A 17,691-nucleotide genomic window follows, 5' to 3' on the forward strand; every position below is an offset into this window, starting at 1 on the left:
GTCTGACTACTTTTTCTTTGAAGCATCTTCTCAAATCCCCTTGACAACTGCCATCCAAGCTTAACTTGTTACGAATGCTTACAGATAGACTCTGGCTTGAGAGGGCAAGTTTTAGGGGCGATCGGATTTCCGCTGAGGTAGAGTTCAGTCAGTTTAGTGAAAGATGCTAGCGGTTTGATATCAACGATTTGATTGTTTTCCAGTGAGAGCAAAGTCAGATTAGTCAAGGATGCTAGCGGTTTGATATCAACGATTTGATTGTTGTTGAGCCAGAGAATCTCCAGTTTAGTCAAGAATACTAGCGGTTTAAGGTCAGCGATCTCATTCTTGTTAAGTGATAGCCCTTCCAGATTTGTCAAGGATGCTAGCGGTTTGATATCAGCGATTTGATTGCTGCTGAGGTTAATTCCTTCCAGGTTAGTCAAGGATGCTAGTGATTTGATGTCACTAATCTGATTGCTACTGAGCTCGATAAAAGTCAGTTGCATCAAAGATGCTAGCGGTTTGATGTCACTAATTTGATTGCTGCTGAGATCAATCTTAGCCAGGTTAGTCAAAGATGCTAGTGGCTTGATGTCGTCAATCTGATTGCTGCGGAGGAAAAGCTCTTTCAGGTTAGTTAAGGATGCTAGCGGTTTGATGTCATCGATCTGATTTCCGATGAGGACGATTCCAGTCAGGTTAGTCAAGGATGCTAGGGGTTTGATGTCGCGGATCTGATTGTTCCCGATGTTGAGCACTTTCAGGTTAACCAAGGATGCTAGCGGTTTGATGTCAACGATCTGATTGCTGCTGAGGTTGAGCAAAGTCAGGTTAGTCAAGGATGCTAGGGGTTTGATGTCGCTGATAGAACAGTTGATGAGCCGGAGAACGTTCAGGTTAGTTAAGGATGCTAGCGGTTTGATGTCGCTGATTCTTTGGTCCGTAAAGCTAATTCCTGTGATACTAGAAAGTTGGCGATCGGCCTCATCGCACTCAGTAGTTCCTGCTATTTTTAACAGCATATCAACAGTATGTTTAGCTTCTGGACTCAAAGAATCTTTTTCGCGACACCATTCAGCAAATGTTTTGTTTCCCGATCGCGTTTCTGCTGCTGGTTTCGCCGACACTCCATTTCCAGATAATGCTAGAAGCACACAACAAGTAACTGCGATTGACTTTTGTAACTTCATGTGTTTGTGTGCAACTATAAGTGTCATAATCTTGTACCTCTAATTTCCTAAACGCTAAAGTTTTATTGTAGGTAGTGGTTCCCACTTACAGATAGACTCTGGTTTGAGCGGGCAAGTTTTGGGAGCGATCGGATTTCCGCTGAGGTAGAGACCGGTCAGTTTAGTCAAAGATTCAAGCGGTTTGATGTCCCTGAGAAGATTTTTTTCGAGGCTGAGCGAAGTCAGGTTAGTCAAGGATTCTAGCGGTTTGATGTCGCTGATTTGATTGTTGATGAGCAGGAGAAAAGTCAGGTTAGTCAAGGATTTTAGCGGTTTGATGTCGCTGATTCGATTGTCGCTAAGGCCGAGATGTGTCAGGTTAGTCAAGGATTTTAGCGGTTTGATGTCGCTGATTCGATTGTTGTGGAGGAAGAGATTGGTGAGGTTAGTCAAGGATTGTAGGGGTTTGATGTCGCTGATTCGATTGTTGTCGAGGAAGATCGCAGTCAGGTTAGTCAAGGATTCTAGCGGTTTGATGTCGCTGATTTGATTGTCGATGAGGACGAGAAAATTCAGGTTAGTCAAGGATTCTAGCGGTTTGATGTCGCTGATTTGATTGTTTTCGAGCTCGAGCCAATTCAGGTTTGTCAAGGATTCTAGCGGTTTGATGTCCCTGATGTTATTGTTTCGGAGGTCGAGGTATGCGCGACTCGAAAGTTTCAGATTAGCCGCATCGCACTCAGTAGTCTCTGCTTTCTGCAACAGCACCTCAACAGTATGTTTAGCTTCAGGACTCAAACCAGCTTTTTGGCGACACCAATCGGCAAATGTTCGTCTACTGTTTCCCGATCGCACTTCTGCTGCTGCTTTCCCCGACACTCCATTTCCAGATAGTGCTAGAAGCACACAACAAGCAAGTGCGATCGACTTTGGTAACTTCATGTGTTTGTGTGCAACTATGAGTGTCATAATCTTCTACCTCTAATTTCCCCACTGTATAAAACAAAGACACTGCCTTACCGTGTCCCTGCAAAACATCTATTACAAACTCTCTTAATCACCTCACTCAGGCAACTTATACTAATTTTTATGTGCGTCATTTTGCCGGATATTCTGTGCCGAGCGAGGATATTTCCACGCTCTGCACCCACTCAACTAATTGATATCAACTCCCACCAAATCTGCCACAACTTTCTCCAATCCACTTATCACCTTCGCCGTCCGTTCCCAGTCAACCTTATCGGGTGTATCTTGCGCCGTGTGATAGTAAGGATAGCGATAGGGAGCAGTATCTGTCACCATCAGCCCTGGATAACCATGTTGCCAAAAAGACCATTGATCAGACCAACCAACACCAGGAATGCCACCCGGAATTGCTGCACCTTCCGAGGGAAATTCAGCATGGCGACGGAAAGATGCGATCGCCTCTCTAACCAATTTACTGGAGGATGTATTGCCAATAAATCCGATAAAATTTCCCGATGTAGGATAAAAAAGGTTTAATGGTGCTGGATATTTCTGACTGTTTTTGGCATCAGAGTAATAACCAATTGTTTCTAAACTGAGCATAGAAACAATTTTTTCGTTACGCTCTCTGCATCTTTTCGCATAAACCAAACTCCCCATATCAGCAGTCCAGAAAAAAGGCGGTTCCTCATTCACAAACTCAACAAAACGCACAGTCTTTTCAGGCTTTTTACCTGCAAAAATTCTCGCTAAAGCCAGCACTCCCGCCGCCCCAGTTGCGTTATCATTTGCCCCTGGACTCCCCACCACAGAATCATAATGTGCCCCAATTACAACTATTTCATCTGCCTTTTTACCCCCTGGAATCTCCACTTCTATGTTATAATAAAATTTATCATCAATTTTATATCCTTGTCGTTCAACTTTATAGCCAGCAGCTTGAAAAGATGCTTCGAGAAAGTCAGCAGCTTCTCCAAGTTTTTGATATTGTATAAAGTTGCGCTCTCCGATTTCACCAGCGAGCTTTTCCACATCGCGCTGTAAATCATCTCGGAGCGATATTTCCTGTGCTGTTAAAGGGGGAATTGTCCCGCTGTAGCTTTTCCCTGGCATTGCAATCATACTCAACCATATCCCACTAATTAGAGTAATTAAGATCGTACTAAGGATAGCCAGTCTAGTTAACGTTCTGCGATTCCATAATTCGATTGTTCCCAAGTGCATTTGTTTTCTATCTTTTGCTATCCTTGAGTATTAGAGTGCGTCAATTAGCGTTATTTTTTCAAGAATCCAACAACTCCTGACTGACGCACCCTACAAGTTTACACATCGGGCAACTTATACTGCGCGACAATCCGCTTAGCATATTCCGGCACATGAGCCTCTAATTTCTCCGGGTAATTGCGCTTCACGTACAGATAATTGCGAGTGAAATGAGAATCAATCGAAAACCGAGCATATTCCAAACCCTTCGGCCCAATTCTCTCAATAAAAACTCCCATTAACTTCGCCGCCCACATCGGCAAAGTCACTCCTTTTTCATAAGCAGGAATGCTTTGCTGAACCGCCTCTTTTCTGTTTCCCTGAGACATCACCGGCTGAGTATTTAGCTGATCCGTTACCAACTCTAACATTTCTTGCCCGGTGTCATTTCGCACCACAATCCACTGCCAGCCAAAGGGTGCGCCCATGTAGCCCACAACTAAATCTGCTAAAGAATTGACATAATCAAAACAGCTCAAACAAGAAGGAGCAAAAACATCTTTCAATTCCTTAGTATTCAAGCCAAAAAACGGCACTTTTTCTTCTGAACCATCTTCGTGTTTGAAGTGAACGTTAAAGTCTTGCATAAACTCGTAAGAAACCACCGTTTCAGGAGAGCGGCTAGTCGTGTCTAGGAATTTCTGCAAGCCGGCGCGGCTGACATTATCGACACAGGGAGTTCCCAAAACGTAGAGCTTTTCTAAACCGAGTTTTTTCTCAACTGTTCGCAAAGCTTGAATTTGACAGCCGACGCCAATTACTAACAGCCGCTTCATCCCCGATTTTTCGATTTGTTCTAATACTGAAAGATTGGGGGAGAGAGTTGGTTTGTTGACTTTTGCTGCGAGAATCTCTTCACGATTTCTAGCAATTATCGGCATCGGTTGAAAGCGGTCTTCTTTAGTATTTTGGACGCAAACAACGCCTTCTACAATTCCTTTTTCGAGCATTTCAATCGCAATTGTGCTGACGATCCCCGTCCACTGAGCGCCCTCGATCGGCTCTTTTTTCCGAGCCGCCATCATGTTTTGACTGACTCCGAAATACCAGTCGTCAGGATTGTCGAGATTGCGCGATCGCCCGTGAATCTCTGCTTCTAATTCTGCAATATGCTGTGTTAAGAAAGCACAAGATTCCTTGACATAATGGATGTAATATGTGTCGCACAAACCGCACTCGCTGCAAAGTTCTTTAGCGGGGCGACGGCTACCGGGTTTGAGGGCTTTGGATTTTTGGTGTTTAGTAGAATCTGTTGCGGTCATCTAAATTGCTAATTTTATCGAGATATGGCTTTTGTTAGGATATCACAGCAATTTCCCTTGATTTACCTCCTTTATTCTTTTTTTTAGTCCTCGCAGGCGGACGCAAGTTTGTACGGGAGCAAATTCGGTTCGCCCGAAATTGGTAGTTTTCACAAGTTAAAAAATATTAGTCAGGACTTACCTAGGTTGCGCTAGAAACCGGGTTTCTTCCTGAATACCTGACTGTTAAACCTAAGATTTATGCTAAAAACCGGGTTTGTTTGTGTAGTTTTGGTAAAAAAATTCGGTTTCAGAGGATCGCCGTGCGTCCAGGAGTGTGTGTCTAAGTCCTATTAGTATCCATCCGGATCGAGGGGGCGATCGCACGAATACATTGCCAAATAAAGCTATAAAAAAATGGTAAAAATATTTGTGACAACAGCCCTCGCTGGCATCATGATGAATCTTGCAATTTCGAGCTTAGGATTTGCTGCTTTAGTTCGTCCGGTTCCTGCTATGAATCAAACTGTTGCGACTCTAGAAAGAATTCTCAGCGCGACACAAAAGCCGGCGGCGCTGAACTATTCGCGCCTGGGGATTGGCGGCGTTCGGTTGGGGATGTCTGTAGAAGAGGCAAAACGTAACTTGGGAAAACCGCAGCGCGACGAAACTAAACCTGCTGGATCTGGCATCGGCGGCAAGATTCGCACGCTAACCTACTCAGGATTGACGGTAGCAGCATGGGAGGGAAAAGTTTATTTAGTTTCTACTACCAATCCCAAGTTTCTGACAATTGATGGTGTGAAGCTAGGAGATAACAGCCAAAAAGTCGTTAAAACTTACGGTTACGGGTCGCAATCTGTTAAAAGTGGAGTGACTCGCTTGACTTACAGCAATGACCAAAAGGCTTCTAATTTGATTGTGGAAATTAAGGGCGATCGCGTGCAAAAAATTATTGTGAGCACGCAGCTAAACTGAAATATTAAACAACTGTGCAAAAGTCCGGGTTCACAAGTTTGTACTAAGGACTTTATTCCTTATTTATGAGGATTTTTAGCCTTTTTGTGAGTTGACTGGAGGGCTTTTTGCTGATGTGCGTGAAGCGTAGCTATCCCGTAGGAAATCGCCCGATTATTTTTAATCCTCTTCATCATCATCCGACAATATTGCCATTTCCTCAGCAATTAGTGTCTGAAAATCCTCTCCGCAGTGAACGTTCAGATGAATTGCAGAGAGGAAGGAAGTCTGCTAGAATTTCAGCTTTTTGTCGATCGCTCAAATCAGGTAACTGAAGCTGATGGATTAAAGTAATCACATTTTGACACTCAGTACCCAATTCATCAATTAACGTTCTCAGCATAGAATTAGTTACAGAAATTCTCCGATCGCGAACTTGAATCTTTACTTATCCAATCCTCTGTCGGCTAGCCGTGGACTTCGTTGCTTCGCGGTTTCACCCGCCGAACGATCTCGGATTTGGGATCACACCCATAAAAAAAAGTAGAGGTGCGATCGATCGCATCTCTACAAAAATTATCAATAAGGTGCACATTGTGCACCCTAACAATTAGCGGTTCTGGGGAACAGGAGCACTCGGTGCTCCAGAAAAAGTCGCCTCACCAGTCTTAGCCCGCTTTTTGATCAAGATAGGCTTGACGCTGTTTTCTCCACCAATCGGGGGATCTTCTTGTTGAGCGTAATCCGCGCCCATCCAAGCAGGACGGCTTTGATCGAAAGCCATTTGCAAAGCAGCAGCGGCGATCGCGTGGGAGTCGTACTCCTCGGATAACTGAGACACCAGAGGCAAGAAAGATGCCATCCGTTCGCCAGCCAAAGCTTCGCGAACTTTACCCTGCATCTTTTCCAACTGACGTGCTTCAATTTGCGCCCGTGTCGGAATGTTTCGCACCGTCAAGCTCGATCGCACGTGGCGTTCAATCAAGCGCAGTTTGCGGCGATCGACCGGTTGAATCAGCGTAATCGCCGTTCCTTCGCGACCAGCCCGGCCCGTGCGTCCGATCCGGTGAACGTAGCTTTCCACACTGTCGGGTAAATCGTAGTTAATCACGTGAGTCAAGTGATCCACGTCCAAACCCCGCGCCGCAATATCAGTCGCCACTACCCAGCGCACCTGACATTGGCGGAACCGATGCAACAAACGTTCCCGTTGTGCCTGATTCAAATTACCGTGATACTCATCAACGCTGTGACCTGCTGCTTGCAGTTGGCTGGTGAGTTCTGCCGCCGACTGCCGAGTCCGCACAAAAATCAGTGCAGATTCCGGGTCTTCCATTTCTAGGATTGGCTGTAGAGCCCTTGCCTTCGACCAGCCACGGGGAATCATGTACACGCCTTGGCTGATGCGCTTCGGCGTTGCTTTTGGCTGTTCTACGGTGACGTTGACTGGGTTACGCAAATGCCGCGCTACCAATTTCCGAATGGAAGCTTCCATCGTCGCCGAGAAAAATGCCGTTTGACGTTCTTTTGGTGCAGCATCCAAGATTTTTTCCACATCTTGGATAAAGCCCATGCTCAGCATTTCGTCAGCTTCATCCAAAACCAGCCATTTTACCTTGTCTAGCTTCAGGCTGCCACGGCTGAGCATATCCAATATGCGTCCAGGTGTACCGACAACGACGTGAACGCCGCGCTTCAAACGCTGCATTTGACGATCGATCGATTGACCGCCGTACACCGTCAGAACTTGCAGAGAGCGACCCACTTTTACCGGGCCGTCGCTGCTGATGCCGCTCAAATCGCGGATGGCTTCAGTTACTTGCATCGCCAATTCGCGAGTCGGCGTCAGCACCAGTGCTTGCACCGCAGTCACATCTAAATCAATCCGCTCCAAGATGGGCAACGAGAATGCTGCCGTTTTGCCTGTCCCTGTTTGGGCTTGACCCACAACGTCGCGACCTGCTAACAGGTGCGGAATTGCTTGTACTTGGATGGGAGTAGGTTCTGTAAAGCCTAGTGTTTCCAGATGGAGAACGAGTTCTTCCGAAAGACCTAAGCCTTCAAACAATAAATTCATTAATGCTCCTAATAACGAGTCTTAGCCTTCTAAGTTGCCCAACTCGGATGCGGATTTCTGCTCTAGGGCAGGAACTCATAAGAGTTCTTTATGGTGCTGCGCCTGCGCGCACCTTCTTAAATAGCAATCGAGTATAGGGCAGCTCCGTCGATGGTGACTAAATTTACCAATTCGACAGCCGTCTTTGATTTTGTGACATCACCGATACCAACCGCCAGGGGTCGGGTTATAGGCTTCCAACATTCTTAAAACAGGACATTGGACTTCCTTTGAGGTACTTCCAAGCTTTCCCTCTTAGGCATTTTATAGTGAGGATCATGACCAGCCCCACTTCACTACATAGTAGTAACAGGTTTATTGGTTCAGGCGCTATCCCGCAATCCGTCGCCTGCGGGATTGAGCAGGGGATGCAGCGACCGTTACCGCCTATCCATCTCAACACTCTTTCGGGATACCGTTGTGGTGTAGGGCGGACGGCGAAGCAATCTCAAATTCTCCCCGCTTATTTCTGGCTTGTTACTATCATAACTCTTTACATTCAGAAACAAAACATTAAATTCGTTAAAATTTTCCGATCGTTCTGTAGAGATAACCGCACCCCGAGGGGGAGCGTCGATTGCCAGATAGGGCTAATAAAGGTTTATAACCCCTTTGCTAGATATCTTTGCACAATATTGTACAAACCGTTACTTTTGATGCACAATCCGCTAATCATTTTTGGCTGGTGCCCGGTTTTTGTTCGCCACACCGCCGATCGCGACAGTTCCAGCAACACTTACACTTGACCCCGCCCAGCACCGGATACAGTGCCACGTCAACTCATGAGGGTCGATCCCACAATTTTAGACAAAAGATCGAGCTCCCAGATGAGTCTGTGCAGTCAATCTAAAATCTAAAATCTAAAATCTAAAATCGACTTGACCGTAGAGGTCGTAGACATCTGCACCAGTAATTTTCACAGACACGATCGATCCCAGTCGCGCTTCTCCTGTCACATAGACGAGTCCATCTACTTCTGGGGAAAACCGAGCGGATCTACCAATCAACTCACCTGTCTCTGGTTGTTCTTGTTCTATCAGGACATCAACTACCTGACCGACAGACTCTTGATTCTTCTTCAATGATATAGGTTGTTGTGCCGCCATTACCGAATTGCGCCGCATTTCCATTATTTCTGCTGGTATTTGCTGGGGCAAGCTGAAGGCTGGGGTTCCTTCTTCTGGCGAAAATACAAAAACTCCTACGTGATCGAATTCGTGGCGCTTGACAAATTCCAGCAAGTGTGCTGCGTGTTCGTCGGTTTCGCCGGGGAAGCCGACAATAAAAGTTGTCCGCATCACCGCGCCGGGAAGTGCTGCTTTGAGCCGATCGACTATAGCATCATTAATCCCAGCTTGAAAAGGCCGATTCATCGCCCGCAGAATTTCCGGGTGCGAGTGTTGCAGGGGTAAATCCAAATAAGGCAAAACGTTGGGCGTTTCCCGGATTGCCTGGACAACTTGCGGAGTCAAACCTGTAGGATAGGCGTAGTGCATCCGAATCCAAGGTACATCTACTTCACCCAAAGCGCGAAGTAGTTCGGCTAGTTTCGGTTCGCCATAAATATCTTTGCCGTAGTTGGTGGTAATTTGAGAAATTAAAATAATTTCTTTTACCCCTTCGGAGGCTAATTGCTTAGCTTCGGCGACAATAGACTCGATCGTCCGCGACCTTTGATTTCCGCGCAAGTGCGGGATAATGCAAAATGCACAGCGGTAGTCGCAGCCTTCTGCTATTCGCAGATAAGCCACACCTTCCGATGTTGTGCGGTAGCGGGGAGTAGTTTCGTCAGCGATGTAAGTAGGTTCTGAAGAGACGAGGGAAACTCGATCGCCCTTTTCCACCTGCTGCATAACACTGACGATTTTATGATAGTCGCCAGTGCCGACAATTGCGACTGCTTCGGGCAATTCGTCCAGCAATTCCTGCTGAAAATGCTGTGCCATGCAGCCGGTGATGACTACTTTTTTATTAGCTTCTGCCAATTCTACCAAGGTGCGGACTGACTCTTCTCGCGCCGCTTGGATAAAACTGCAAGTATTGACTACAACATAATCGGCTAATTCTTCATTAGAATCGACTTGATAGCCCGCTTGAGCCAGCAAGCCAATCATGTGTTCGGTATCGATGCGATTTTTTTCGCAGCCGAGGTGAGTAAATGCGATCGTTGGCTTGGTTGCCATGCAGTAATAGTTAGTGTTGCGCTATTTTTAAGAACGTTTTATGATATCACACAATTAAAAAAATTGCAATGTGTATGTGGAAGCTCTGGACTGTTGTGGTGTCCGCAGTTGTTGTGTGATATTTGTGCGATCGTGGGCGAGATGAGAATTTTTAGGCTTTGTGCGATCGTACTTTCCCGCTTTTTCGCTGCCAGATTTTGACCCAATTGTCAGGTTTTGGTGTCGTCGGAAGGCTTCGACAATCTTACGCCCTTTGCATAATTTCGACTTGCTAGTTCGGCAAGCCAGCAAGAAAAATCTTCTCTGCTGTTAAGCTCAATTCTGGAAAAGCCAGCGACTCAACAGTCTCGCTTCCCCTAAACTGTTTTACCTGATACTCCCCATCTACTAGCTGGTAAATCGAGAGAGTGGGTTGTTTGGGATTGCCGATAAACTTGCGACCGCCTAAACCAAGATAGTCTACAATCCAGTATTCGGGAATGCCCATTTCTTCATAGTCGGAAGCTTTGAAAAAATAATCATCCCGCCAGTTCGTACTGACCACCTCTACAGCCAGTCGCACCGAAGAGCCCATCGTGATGACTGATTCTTTTTTCCAGCGCGGTTCGCTTGCAAGTGCGGTTCGGTCTAGGACAATTACATCTGGTTGGTAGCCTGATTCGTTACGGGGTTTGAGCAGGCAGTCACCGGGGATGGAGTAAGGCAATTGCAGTCGTCTGATTTCAAAATTGATTTCACCTGAGATGAAACCTGTAACGTCGGAATGGTCGCCAGTTCCTAAAGGCATTTCAACAATTACTCCATTGTGTAATTCGTACTTGTGGACAGAGTTCTCTGGATACCAAGCAACGAACTCATCAAACGTGATTGTTTTGGATATGGTTTGGATCATGTTGTGGTTTCCTCTGTCTAGTGATTAGTATGCGGAAAGCTCAAAGATTACACAAGTATTGTTCCGATTTTTGCACAAAGTCTACAGCAGATTCCACATTTAGGAAGTACACCCGCCTATAGTTAGCTCGCCGTAGGGACACGGCACTGCAGTGTCCCTACACTTCACAAACCTGGAATACGCTGTAATTTTAGGACAAAGACTTGACATAGGAAGTGAAGTTTGCTATGATTTTTAGTCTACAAAATGTCAAAATACCGATCGCGCCGATCGACTGCATCTGAAATCACTATCTAGGCGATCGACCGTTGTGAGCGATCGACCTCAAGAGATCAAAGGGGTTCTATAATCTTGATTTTATCGTACTTTTAAATTAGGCTGGAAATACCAAAGATAAATCCAGAGACAATTCGGGAAAACCGGGAATTACAACAGTCTCATTTTGCAGAACAACTCGTTTGACTCGATAATTGAAATCACCTTGTCTTTTTTGATAAGGTTCGCTGTACAGTTCCAGTTGATTATCAACCAAATTAAATATCCAATAATTAGAAATGCCAGCTTCCGCATAGAGAGATAACTTAGTTCTCTGGTCATACTTTAAAGTAGAATCAGAAACCTCAATTACCAACAAGATATCCGCAGCTTCAGGGTGAGAAGATAAATAATTATCAGAGCGATTGCGGGCGATAACAACATCAGGTTCGGGTTCGCTATCAGTAGCAGACAAGATAATCGGCTCTTGTACGCGCAAGCGAGCGCGTCTTGCCAGTAAAATGACTAACTCCTCAAGTAAAAGACTGTTACAAACAGAGTGAAGCCTACCTTTAGCAGCCATATTTATAATTTCTCCGCGAATCAATTCTACTCGGTCATCGGGACCGAAAAATCCCAGTTCTCCCAAACGGTGATATTCTTCGATAGAGAATCTTTTCGCAGTTACAACAGTCATCGCTTTTGTTACCTACAGGTGCTAAAAGTACGCAATTCAATCAAATTTATACCCCCAGACTGCTACCCAACTTACACTATTTTATCCGATCATACATCAGGGGCGATCGCCCGACAGGACTTGAACAGCAGCAGACGCAGGTAATGGATCGTCAGAATTTCCGCCCAAAGCATGAACTTGACGCATCAAAGTGTTCATTTCCAATTGGCAAGATATTGGTCTAATTTGTCGATCGGCCCAGAGTGGAATTTTTACCTTGGGGGCGGGCATAATTACCAGCCCACAAGAGTCTTAAGATTTTTCCCGATGCAAATCTTGATGTTTTTTGAGCTTAAAACTACTGCTAGTCCAACTTATGAGGGGATTTGATCCGATGATACATCAGGGGCGATCGCCAGATTGGCTTCGCCCGAAAGCACTTGAGCAGCAGATCCACTAGCTAATCGATCGTAAGAGTGTGTTCCCAAACCCTTAACTTGGCGCATCAAAGTACCCATTTCCAAAGCACTCATCGCATAATTCCAGCCCAAATTGCTTTTAATTCCAGCCCTTTCCAAAGCTTGCTGCATCGTATCAGTCGTCACCACCCCAAAAATCACCGGCACCCCTGTTTGAAAAGCAGCAGCAGCAATTCCCTTAGCAACCTCACCAGCCACAAAATCGAAATGAGGAGTTTGGCCCCGAATTACCGCACCCAGACAAATTACCGCATCGTAGCGGTGAGAAAGAGCAGCTTGGCGGGCCACCAAAGGAATCTCAAAACTTCCCGGAACCCAAAAAAAGTCCACCTGAGAGCCATGAGGATTAATATCAACCCCGTGGCGTTTCAAACAATCTTGACATCCCTCCAAAAGTTTGTTAACCACCAAATCGTTAAAACGACCGATGACAATAGCAAATCGCAAAGATTCGGTGTGAGTAAAAGTTCCCTCGAAAACAGTCATAGTGCTCTAGTTTAGATTTTAGGTTTTAGATTTTAGATTTTTGTTTGTGAGAAGGCAAAAGTCAGAAAGCAGCAGCATCTCATCTGAATCTCAAGTGCAAAAACATACAGGGTCGCGCGGTCTGGAAAATTCCTAGCTTCTGCCGAATGCCTTTCAATCGCTGGTAAATGCCTTCAGCCTTCTATCTTTTACCTTCTTTCTCCGAGAGAGTTGGGTGAAATTAAACGACTAAAAAGTTCAATACACCCACTGCAATAACCAGCAAAAACCACAGACCAGACCCGGCATAAATCAGGGATTTAGACTGATTCCAGTTTTGGGGAGAGGCATAAGCAACTGGCACGCCAACAACCATCACAAAAGACAGCAGTACCAGACCTAGTAAAACCACTTGAAACAGAATTGATAACATCTTTTCTCCTTTCGATATAACCGTGCGTTGATCGGAAATAGTTTCCCAGAACCGGAAAAAATCTTCCAAATTCTAGTTTTTGACAGTTTCCCGATAGTCGATCGAGAAATTGTCGGTTGATTGATAAGAAAGAACCCGTGCAAATTCGGGCGTTGCGCGAACAGGCGTCAGCGGCTTGTGAGATTTCGATCAATTTTATCATTGTTCGCTACACGACAGAAAACTGGAAAGGTTAAGTTAAAGCCCGATCGACACATCCGGTTTCAAAGGGCGAGAAATTGCTACTGTTTGAGTTAGAGATGCGGGATTTTCGGCTATGGACTTAGTTTTGTGCCACACAACAGCAGATTTTGACGCCTTGGGGGCGGCGGTGGGACTTTGCGTGCTCCGCCCCGGTAGCAGGATCGTATTGACGGGCGGGTGTCATCCGACGGTGCGGGATTTTTTGGCGCTACACCGTGACGAGTACCCACTGATTGAACGCCGATCGGTCAATCCGCAACAAATTCGATCGATTACTATAGTTGATGCCTCCGGGCGCGATCGTTTGGGAAAAGCCGCCGAGTGGCTGGATTTGCCACAAGTAAGGGAAATTGCTATTTTCGACCACCACAAGGAGGCGCATTCAGACATCCCCGCTACTGTTACGCAGATCGAAGCAGTCGGAGCCAGCACAACATTAATTGTCGAAAAGCTCAAAAATCAAGCTGAAAACAGCGACATACCCTTCCGCCTTCTGCCTTCGGAAGCAACAGTAATGGCCCTCGGCATCCACGTCGATACAGGTTCCCTTACCTTTGAGGGCGCAACTGCGCGAGATGCAATAGCTTTGGCCTGGTTGATGGAACAGGGAGCGAGTTTGGGGGTCATCGCTGAATATGTAGAACCCGGTTTGTCTCCTCAATTGCAAGATTTGCTGAGAGAAGCGCTGAATAATTTGCGATCGGAAACTTTGCACGGTTACAGCGTAGCCTGGGTGCTGCTATCTACTGAAGCTTACGTTCCCGGACTTTCTTCACTGGCTTCTCGCTTGCTCGATTTAACTGAAACCGACGCTCTGCTGTTAGGTAATGTTTATAAATTTAGCGAAAACGAAAACAACCGCAACATCGCTCCCGAATCGCCAGTTTCCAATCGATTAACTATTATCGGTCGATCGCGCATCGAAGGCACAAACCTCAGCGAATTGTTCAAACCCTTCGGCGGCGGAGGCCACGCCCGCGCCGCTTCCCTCGCTACCCGCGATGTTGACCCCCTGCTGACTTTAAATCAGTTAGCTGACGAACTCAAAACTCAAATTCCCCACCCTCCGACAGCCCGCGAATTAATGTCGTCTCCAGTGCGGAGTATTCGCCCGGAAACCTCGGTGGGGGAAGCTCACCGTATCCTTCTACGTTACGGACATTCCGGGCTATCTGTGGTCGATGCGGGCGATCGACTCGCCGGCATTATCTCGCGCCGCGACATTGACATTGCCCTGCACCACGGTTTCAGTCACGCCCCGGTGAAGGGTTACATGACTCCGCAGTTAAAAACGATCGCCCCAGATACCTTGCTGCCGGAAATAGAATCTTTAATGGTGACATACGATATCGGCCGCTTGCCAGTATTGGAAAACGGTCAACTGGTAGGAATTGTTACCCGGACTGATGTGTTGCGGGAATTGCACCAGCAAAAAGCGCGAGACAGGGGAAGTAATGCAGAATTCTCTTATTGTGCCGTGTCCGAATCGGTTGAGCAGTTGTTGCGATCGCGTATAAGTGCCGAATTGTGGCAATTATTGTCGATCGCTGCGAATATTGCCCAAAACCGCGGCTGGCAACTTTATATTGTGGGTGGAGCAGTCCGGGATTTACTCTTAGCCACGGATGATACGCTGGCGCTAACAGATATCGATTTGGTTGTGGATGGAAAGTGCGGTTCCGACGATTCTGGTGCTGGTGTCGAGTTAGCTTCATCGCTGCAAAAACTTTACCCAGAATCGCGTTTGGACGTTCACGGTCAATTTCAAACCGCCGCGCTTTTGTGGCACAAAGACTCTGCTTTCGGCTCGCTGTGGGTGGATATCGCGACTGCTCGCACTGAATTTTACCCTTATCCGGCTGCAAATCCTGAAGTTGAAGCGAGTTCAATTCGCCAAGATTTGTACCGCAGGGATTTTACAATTAATGCGCTGGCTGTGCGGTTGGGTGTTCCTCGCAGTGGCGAATTGTTAGATTTTTTTTGCGGTTTGCTGGACTTGGAATCGAAGCAAATTCGAGTTTTGCACGCGAATAGTTTTATAGAAGATCCGACGCGAATTTATCGCGCTGTGCGGTTTGCGGTGCGGTTGGGATTTGAAATTGAGCCGCAGACGGAAGGATACATCCGCAACGCTTTGACCAGCGGAATTTATTACCGAATTCAGGGGGAAAATGGCCGAGCTCCGGCTTTGGAAACTCGGCTCAAAAGCGAATTGAAATACATTTTGCAAGCTCCTTACTGGAAAGTTGCTTTGCAAATGCTGGGAGATTTGCAGGCTTTGCGCTGCATTCATCCTAGTTTGGAGTTGGATCGGGAGTTGTGGCGACAACTGCGTTTGCTCGATCGGTGTTTGAATGAAAGGAAGAAGGAAGGTTCGGCAACGGATTCTGTAACGGATGTAACGGATGTCAGGAAGAAGGAAGAAGGAAGTTCGGCAACGGATTCTGTAACGGATGTAACGGATGTAACAGATGTTAGGAAGAAGGAAGTCGGAAGAAGGAAGAAGGAAGAAGGAAGAGATAATTCCCAATTCCCAATTCCCAATTCCCAATTCCCAATTATCAATATTCCCGATTGGCAGATGCGGCTGGAAGTTTTGATAGCTTATGTAGCACCGGAATATCGCGGCAAGGTGGCTGCAAATCTTCAGTTACCTGCTGACAGCATTAAGCGCCTGGAAGTTTTGGAAGCCGGAAAGAACGAGTTAGCAGAGGGTTTGCCTAAGTGCGAGTTGCCGAGTCAATTGGTTCTGCTGTTGAGGAATTATGAGTTGCCGGTGTTAATTGCGATCGCCCTACAAAGTCCGCGAAGTGCACGCCGCCAAATTTGGGAATATCTCACCAAATGGACGAATGTTGAGCCGCCTTTGAATGGCAACGATTTGAAGGCTTTGGGTTATAAGCCGGGGCCTGGGTTTAAACGAATGTTGGATGATTTGTTGGCGGCGAGGTTGGATGGCGATTTGGGCGATCGGGCTGCTGCTATCTCTTTCTTAGCACAACGTTATCCTCAAACTTAGTAAGCTGCGTCAGCAGCGCGTTATTTTTTCTCTGCTTGATTAGCTAATTGCTGACGCACTCTACTAAATTTTAAGTTTTCAATTCCAAACAGGCTAACCAGGCGATCGCACATTATTGATATTTCGAGAATTAAGGTGAAAAAACAGCGCGCTCCTGCTTTAATCGCAATTGTCCTTTACAAAAGTTTTGTTGCTTCCCTCTTGACAGTAACTTCAATTGCTTTGCTTTTTGCATTAAAAAATCATCAAGTCTTAGAACAATTTTCGCAATCTTATTTGTTAGAAAGCAAACTAAAAATTATTGAATTCATCTTAGACAAAGTTCTAATTCTCAAGCCTAAAAACTTACTGCTTAGCGGACTTGCCGCAGCACTTTATGCAGTCTTAACTGCTGTTGAGGCCGTTGGTTTGTGGTACGAAAAAGACTGGGCAACAATCTTAGTGTTAGTGCTGGTAAGCATCAGTATACCCCCTGAAATATATGAATTAGTTCACGGGGTCACGGTACTTAAGTTAGCGGTATTTATCACAAATGTAGCCATTTTATGGTATTTGCTCCACCATTGGCCGAAGCATGGTAAAGGAGCTTAAAGTTTTGATTATTCAGAGGAAACTCACTTGATTTTATGAATGTCAGCATTTTCCATTTTAATTTCATAAAACGGCTGCTCAGTCAAATAAAAACCTCAATCTTTACAAAAATTTGTTGATTGTAAAGATTCGATAAAGCTACGAGGGGTTATACCCCCTATGAGTTACAGTGAGATATATATAGATGCACCCTGATGGCTTTCCCGTTCCACAAGAGCGGGATTTTTATTGGCAAAATATTGTATTAAGTTTTAATACACCTGCTAGAGATAGAATTGGTGGAAAATTTCAATAAAACGATCGCCAGATGCAAAAATAGCACAGCTAAAGCAAAAACGATGGTTCGGAGCGATCGAACATCAGCGCTAACTCTGCGAAATAACCCAAAGGCAGTAGCATAGTTTGGGAAACGGCATCAATGGAAGATCAACTTAGCGTTCACAACAGCGCTGCAACAGGGGAAAGACACCATAATTAATAGTTGATTGTGCTCTAATTTTTGAAGTTTTATGGATTAAGAAAATTTTACTCATGATGTTAGGTCAATTTTCTGAAATCCCCAACTGGATGATGCTTAGTTTCACAAACTTTTAAGTTTTTTTACTGAATCTTGTCTCCGATAATCAACCCTCTTTGTCACTTTAGCAGTGTATTGGCCAGTTGGGCGTCACGAATGTGAGTTATAACCCACATTCCGCACCCCAACTGGCACATAGGCAGATTGAGGGGGTAAAAGTGAATCATCCGAGACCATCATGAGT

Annotated in this window: 15 protein-coding genes; 3 read left to right on the forward strand and 12 right to left on the reverse strand. The window is 45.7% G+C overall.

Features of this window, described 5'->3' with window-relative positions:
• Positions 1 to 68: 68 nt before the first annotated feature.
• The 4 genes from QUA03_RS25165 to QUA03_RS25180 all read right to left on the reverse strand — a co-directional run bounded on the left by QUA03_RS25165 (position 69) and on the right by QUA03_RS25180 (position 4,642).
• The gene (locus QUA03_RS25165) at positions 69 to 1,199 is read right to left on the reverse strand and encodes a leucine-rich repeat protein (RefSeq protein WP_333215947.1); all 1,131 of its coding nucleotides are present in this window, start codon (positions 1,197 to 1,199) and stop codon (positions 69 to 71) included.
• Between the two features lie 27 nt (positions 1,200 to 1,226).
• Complete coding sequence (locus tag QUA03_RS25170) at positions 1,227 to 2,120, reverse strand: leucine-rich repeat domain-containing protein (protein ID WP_333215949.1); 894 nt, start codon at positions 2,118 to 2,120, stop codon at positions 1,227 to 1,229.
• A 186-nt stretch (positions 2,121 to 2,306) separates the two neighbouring features.
• Positions 2,307 to 3,341, reverse strand: coding sequence for a M28 family peptidase (locus QUA03_RS25175; protein WP_333215951.1), 1,035 nt, complete (start codon positions 3,339 to 3,341; stop codon positions 2,307 to 2,309).
• 98 nt (positions 3,342 to 3,439) lie between these two features.
• A complete protein-coding gene (locus tag QUA03_RS25180; RefSeq protein ID WP_333215953.1) occupies positions 3,440 to 4,642 on the reverse strand; it encodes a Coenzyme F420 hydrogenase/dehydrogenase, beta subunit C-terminal domain in 1,203 nt (400 codons plus the stop codon).
• Positions 4,643 to 5,038: 396 nt separating this feature from the next.
• Here QUA03_RS25180 and QUA03_RS25185 point away from each other — a divergent pair, with 396 nt between their 5' ends.
• Entirely contained in the window at positions 5,039 to 5,599 is a 561-nt protein-coding gene (locus QUA03_RS25185; protein ID WP_333215955.1) for a hypothetical protein, read from the forward strand.
• A gap of 199 nt (positions 5,600 to 5,798) precedes the next feature.
• Here the strand turns inward: QUA03_RS25185 and QUA03_RS25190 are convergent, their stop codons facing one another.
• From QUA03_RS25190 to psbZ, 8 genes are all read right to left on the reverse strand, one after another.
• Entirely contained in the window at positions 5,799 to 5,981 is a 183-nt protein-coding gene (locus tag QUA03_RS25190; RefSeq protein WP_333215957.1) for a hypothetical protein, read from the reverse strand.
• 207 nt (positions 5,982 to 6,188) lie between these two features.
• Positions 6,189 to 7,655, reverse strand: a complete 1,467-nt coding sequence (locus QUA03_RS25195) for a DEAD/DEAH box helicase (RefSeq protein ID WP_333085686.1) — start codon at positions 7,653 to 7,655, stop codon at positions 6,189 to 6,191.
• Positions 7,656 to 8,554: 899 nt separating this feature from the next.
• Positions 8,555 to 9,877, reverse strand: coding sequence for a 30S ribosomal protein S12 methylthiotransferase RimO (gene rimO / locus QUA03_RS25200; RefSeq protein ID WP_333215959.1), 1,323 nt, complete (start codon positions 9,875 to 9,877; stop codon positions 8,555 to 8,557).
• A gap of 271 nt (positions 9,878 to 10,148) precedes the next feature.
• Complete coding sequence (locus tag QUA03_RS25205) at positions 10,149 to 10,769, reverse strand: Uma2 family endonuclease (protein ID WP_333215961.1); 621 nt, start codon at positions 10,767 to 10,769, stop codon at positions 10,149 to 10,151.
• 373 nt (positions 10,770 to 11,142) lie between these two features.
• Complete coding sequence (locus QUA03_RS25210) at positions 11,143 to 11,721, reverse strand: Uma2 family endonuclease (RefSeq protein WP_333215963.1); 579 nt, start codon at positions 11,719 to 11,721, stop codon at positions 11,143 to 11,145.
• 96 nt (positions 11,722 to 11,817) lie between these two features.
• On the reverse strand, positions 11,818 to 11,991 hold the full coding sequence (locus tag QUA03_RS25215) for a hypothetical protein (RefSeq protein ID WP_333215965.1): 174 nt from the start codon (positions 11,989 to 11,991) through the stop codon (positions 11,818 to 11,820).
• An 83-nt stretch (positions 11,992 to 12,074) separates the two neighbouring features.
• A complete protein-coding gene (ribH, locus tag QUA03_RS25220; RefSeq protein WP_333215967.1) occupies positions 12,075 to 12,665 on the reverse strand; it encodes a 6,7-dimethyl-8-ribityllumazine synthase in 591 nt (196 codons plus the stop codon).
• Positions 12,666 to 12,885: 220 nt separating this feature from the next.
• Entirely contained in the window at positions 12,886 to 13,077 is a 192-nt protein-coding gene (psbZ, locus tag QUA03_RS25225; RefSeq protein WP_015177377.1) for a photosystem II reaction center protein PsbZ, read from the reverse strand.
• A 316-nt stretch (positions 13,078 to 13,393) separates the two neighbouring features.
• Here psbZ and QUA03_RS25230 point away from each other — a divergent pair, with 316 nt between their 5' ends.
• Together QUA03_RS25230 and QUA03_RS25235 are read left to right on the forward strand one after the other, a co-directional pair.
• Positions 13,394 to 16,339, forward strand: a complete 2,946-nt coding sequence (locus QUA03_RS25230; RefSeq protein ID WP_333215969.1) for a CBS domain-containing protein — start codon at positions 13,394 to 13,396, stop codon at positions 16,337 to 16,339.
• 135 nt (positions 16,340 to 16,474) lie between these two features.
• Entirely contained in the window at positions 16,475 to 16,930 is a 456-nt protein-coding gene (locus QUA03_RS25235) for a DUF2127 domain-containing protein (RefSeq protein ID WP_333215971.1), read from the forward strand.
• The last annotated feature ends 761 nt before the right edge of the window (positions 16,931 to 17,691 follow it).

Origin of the sequence: Microcoleus sp. S36b_A4 (assembly GCF_036700645.1) — a bacterium.
Taxonomy (GTDB): domain Bacteria; phylum Cyanobacteriota; class Cyanobacteriia; order Cyanobacteriales; family Microcoleaceae; genus Microcoleus.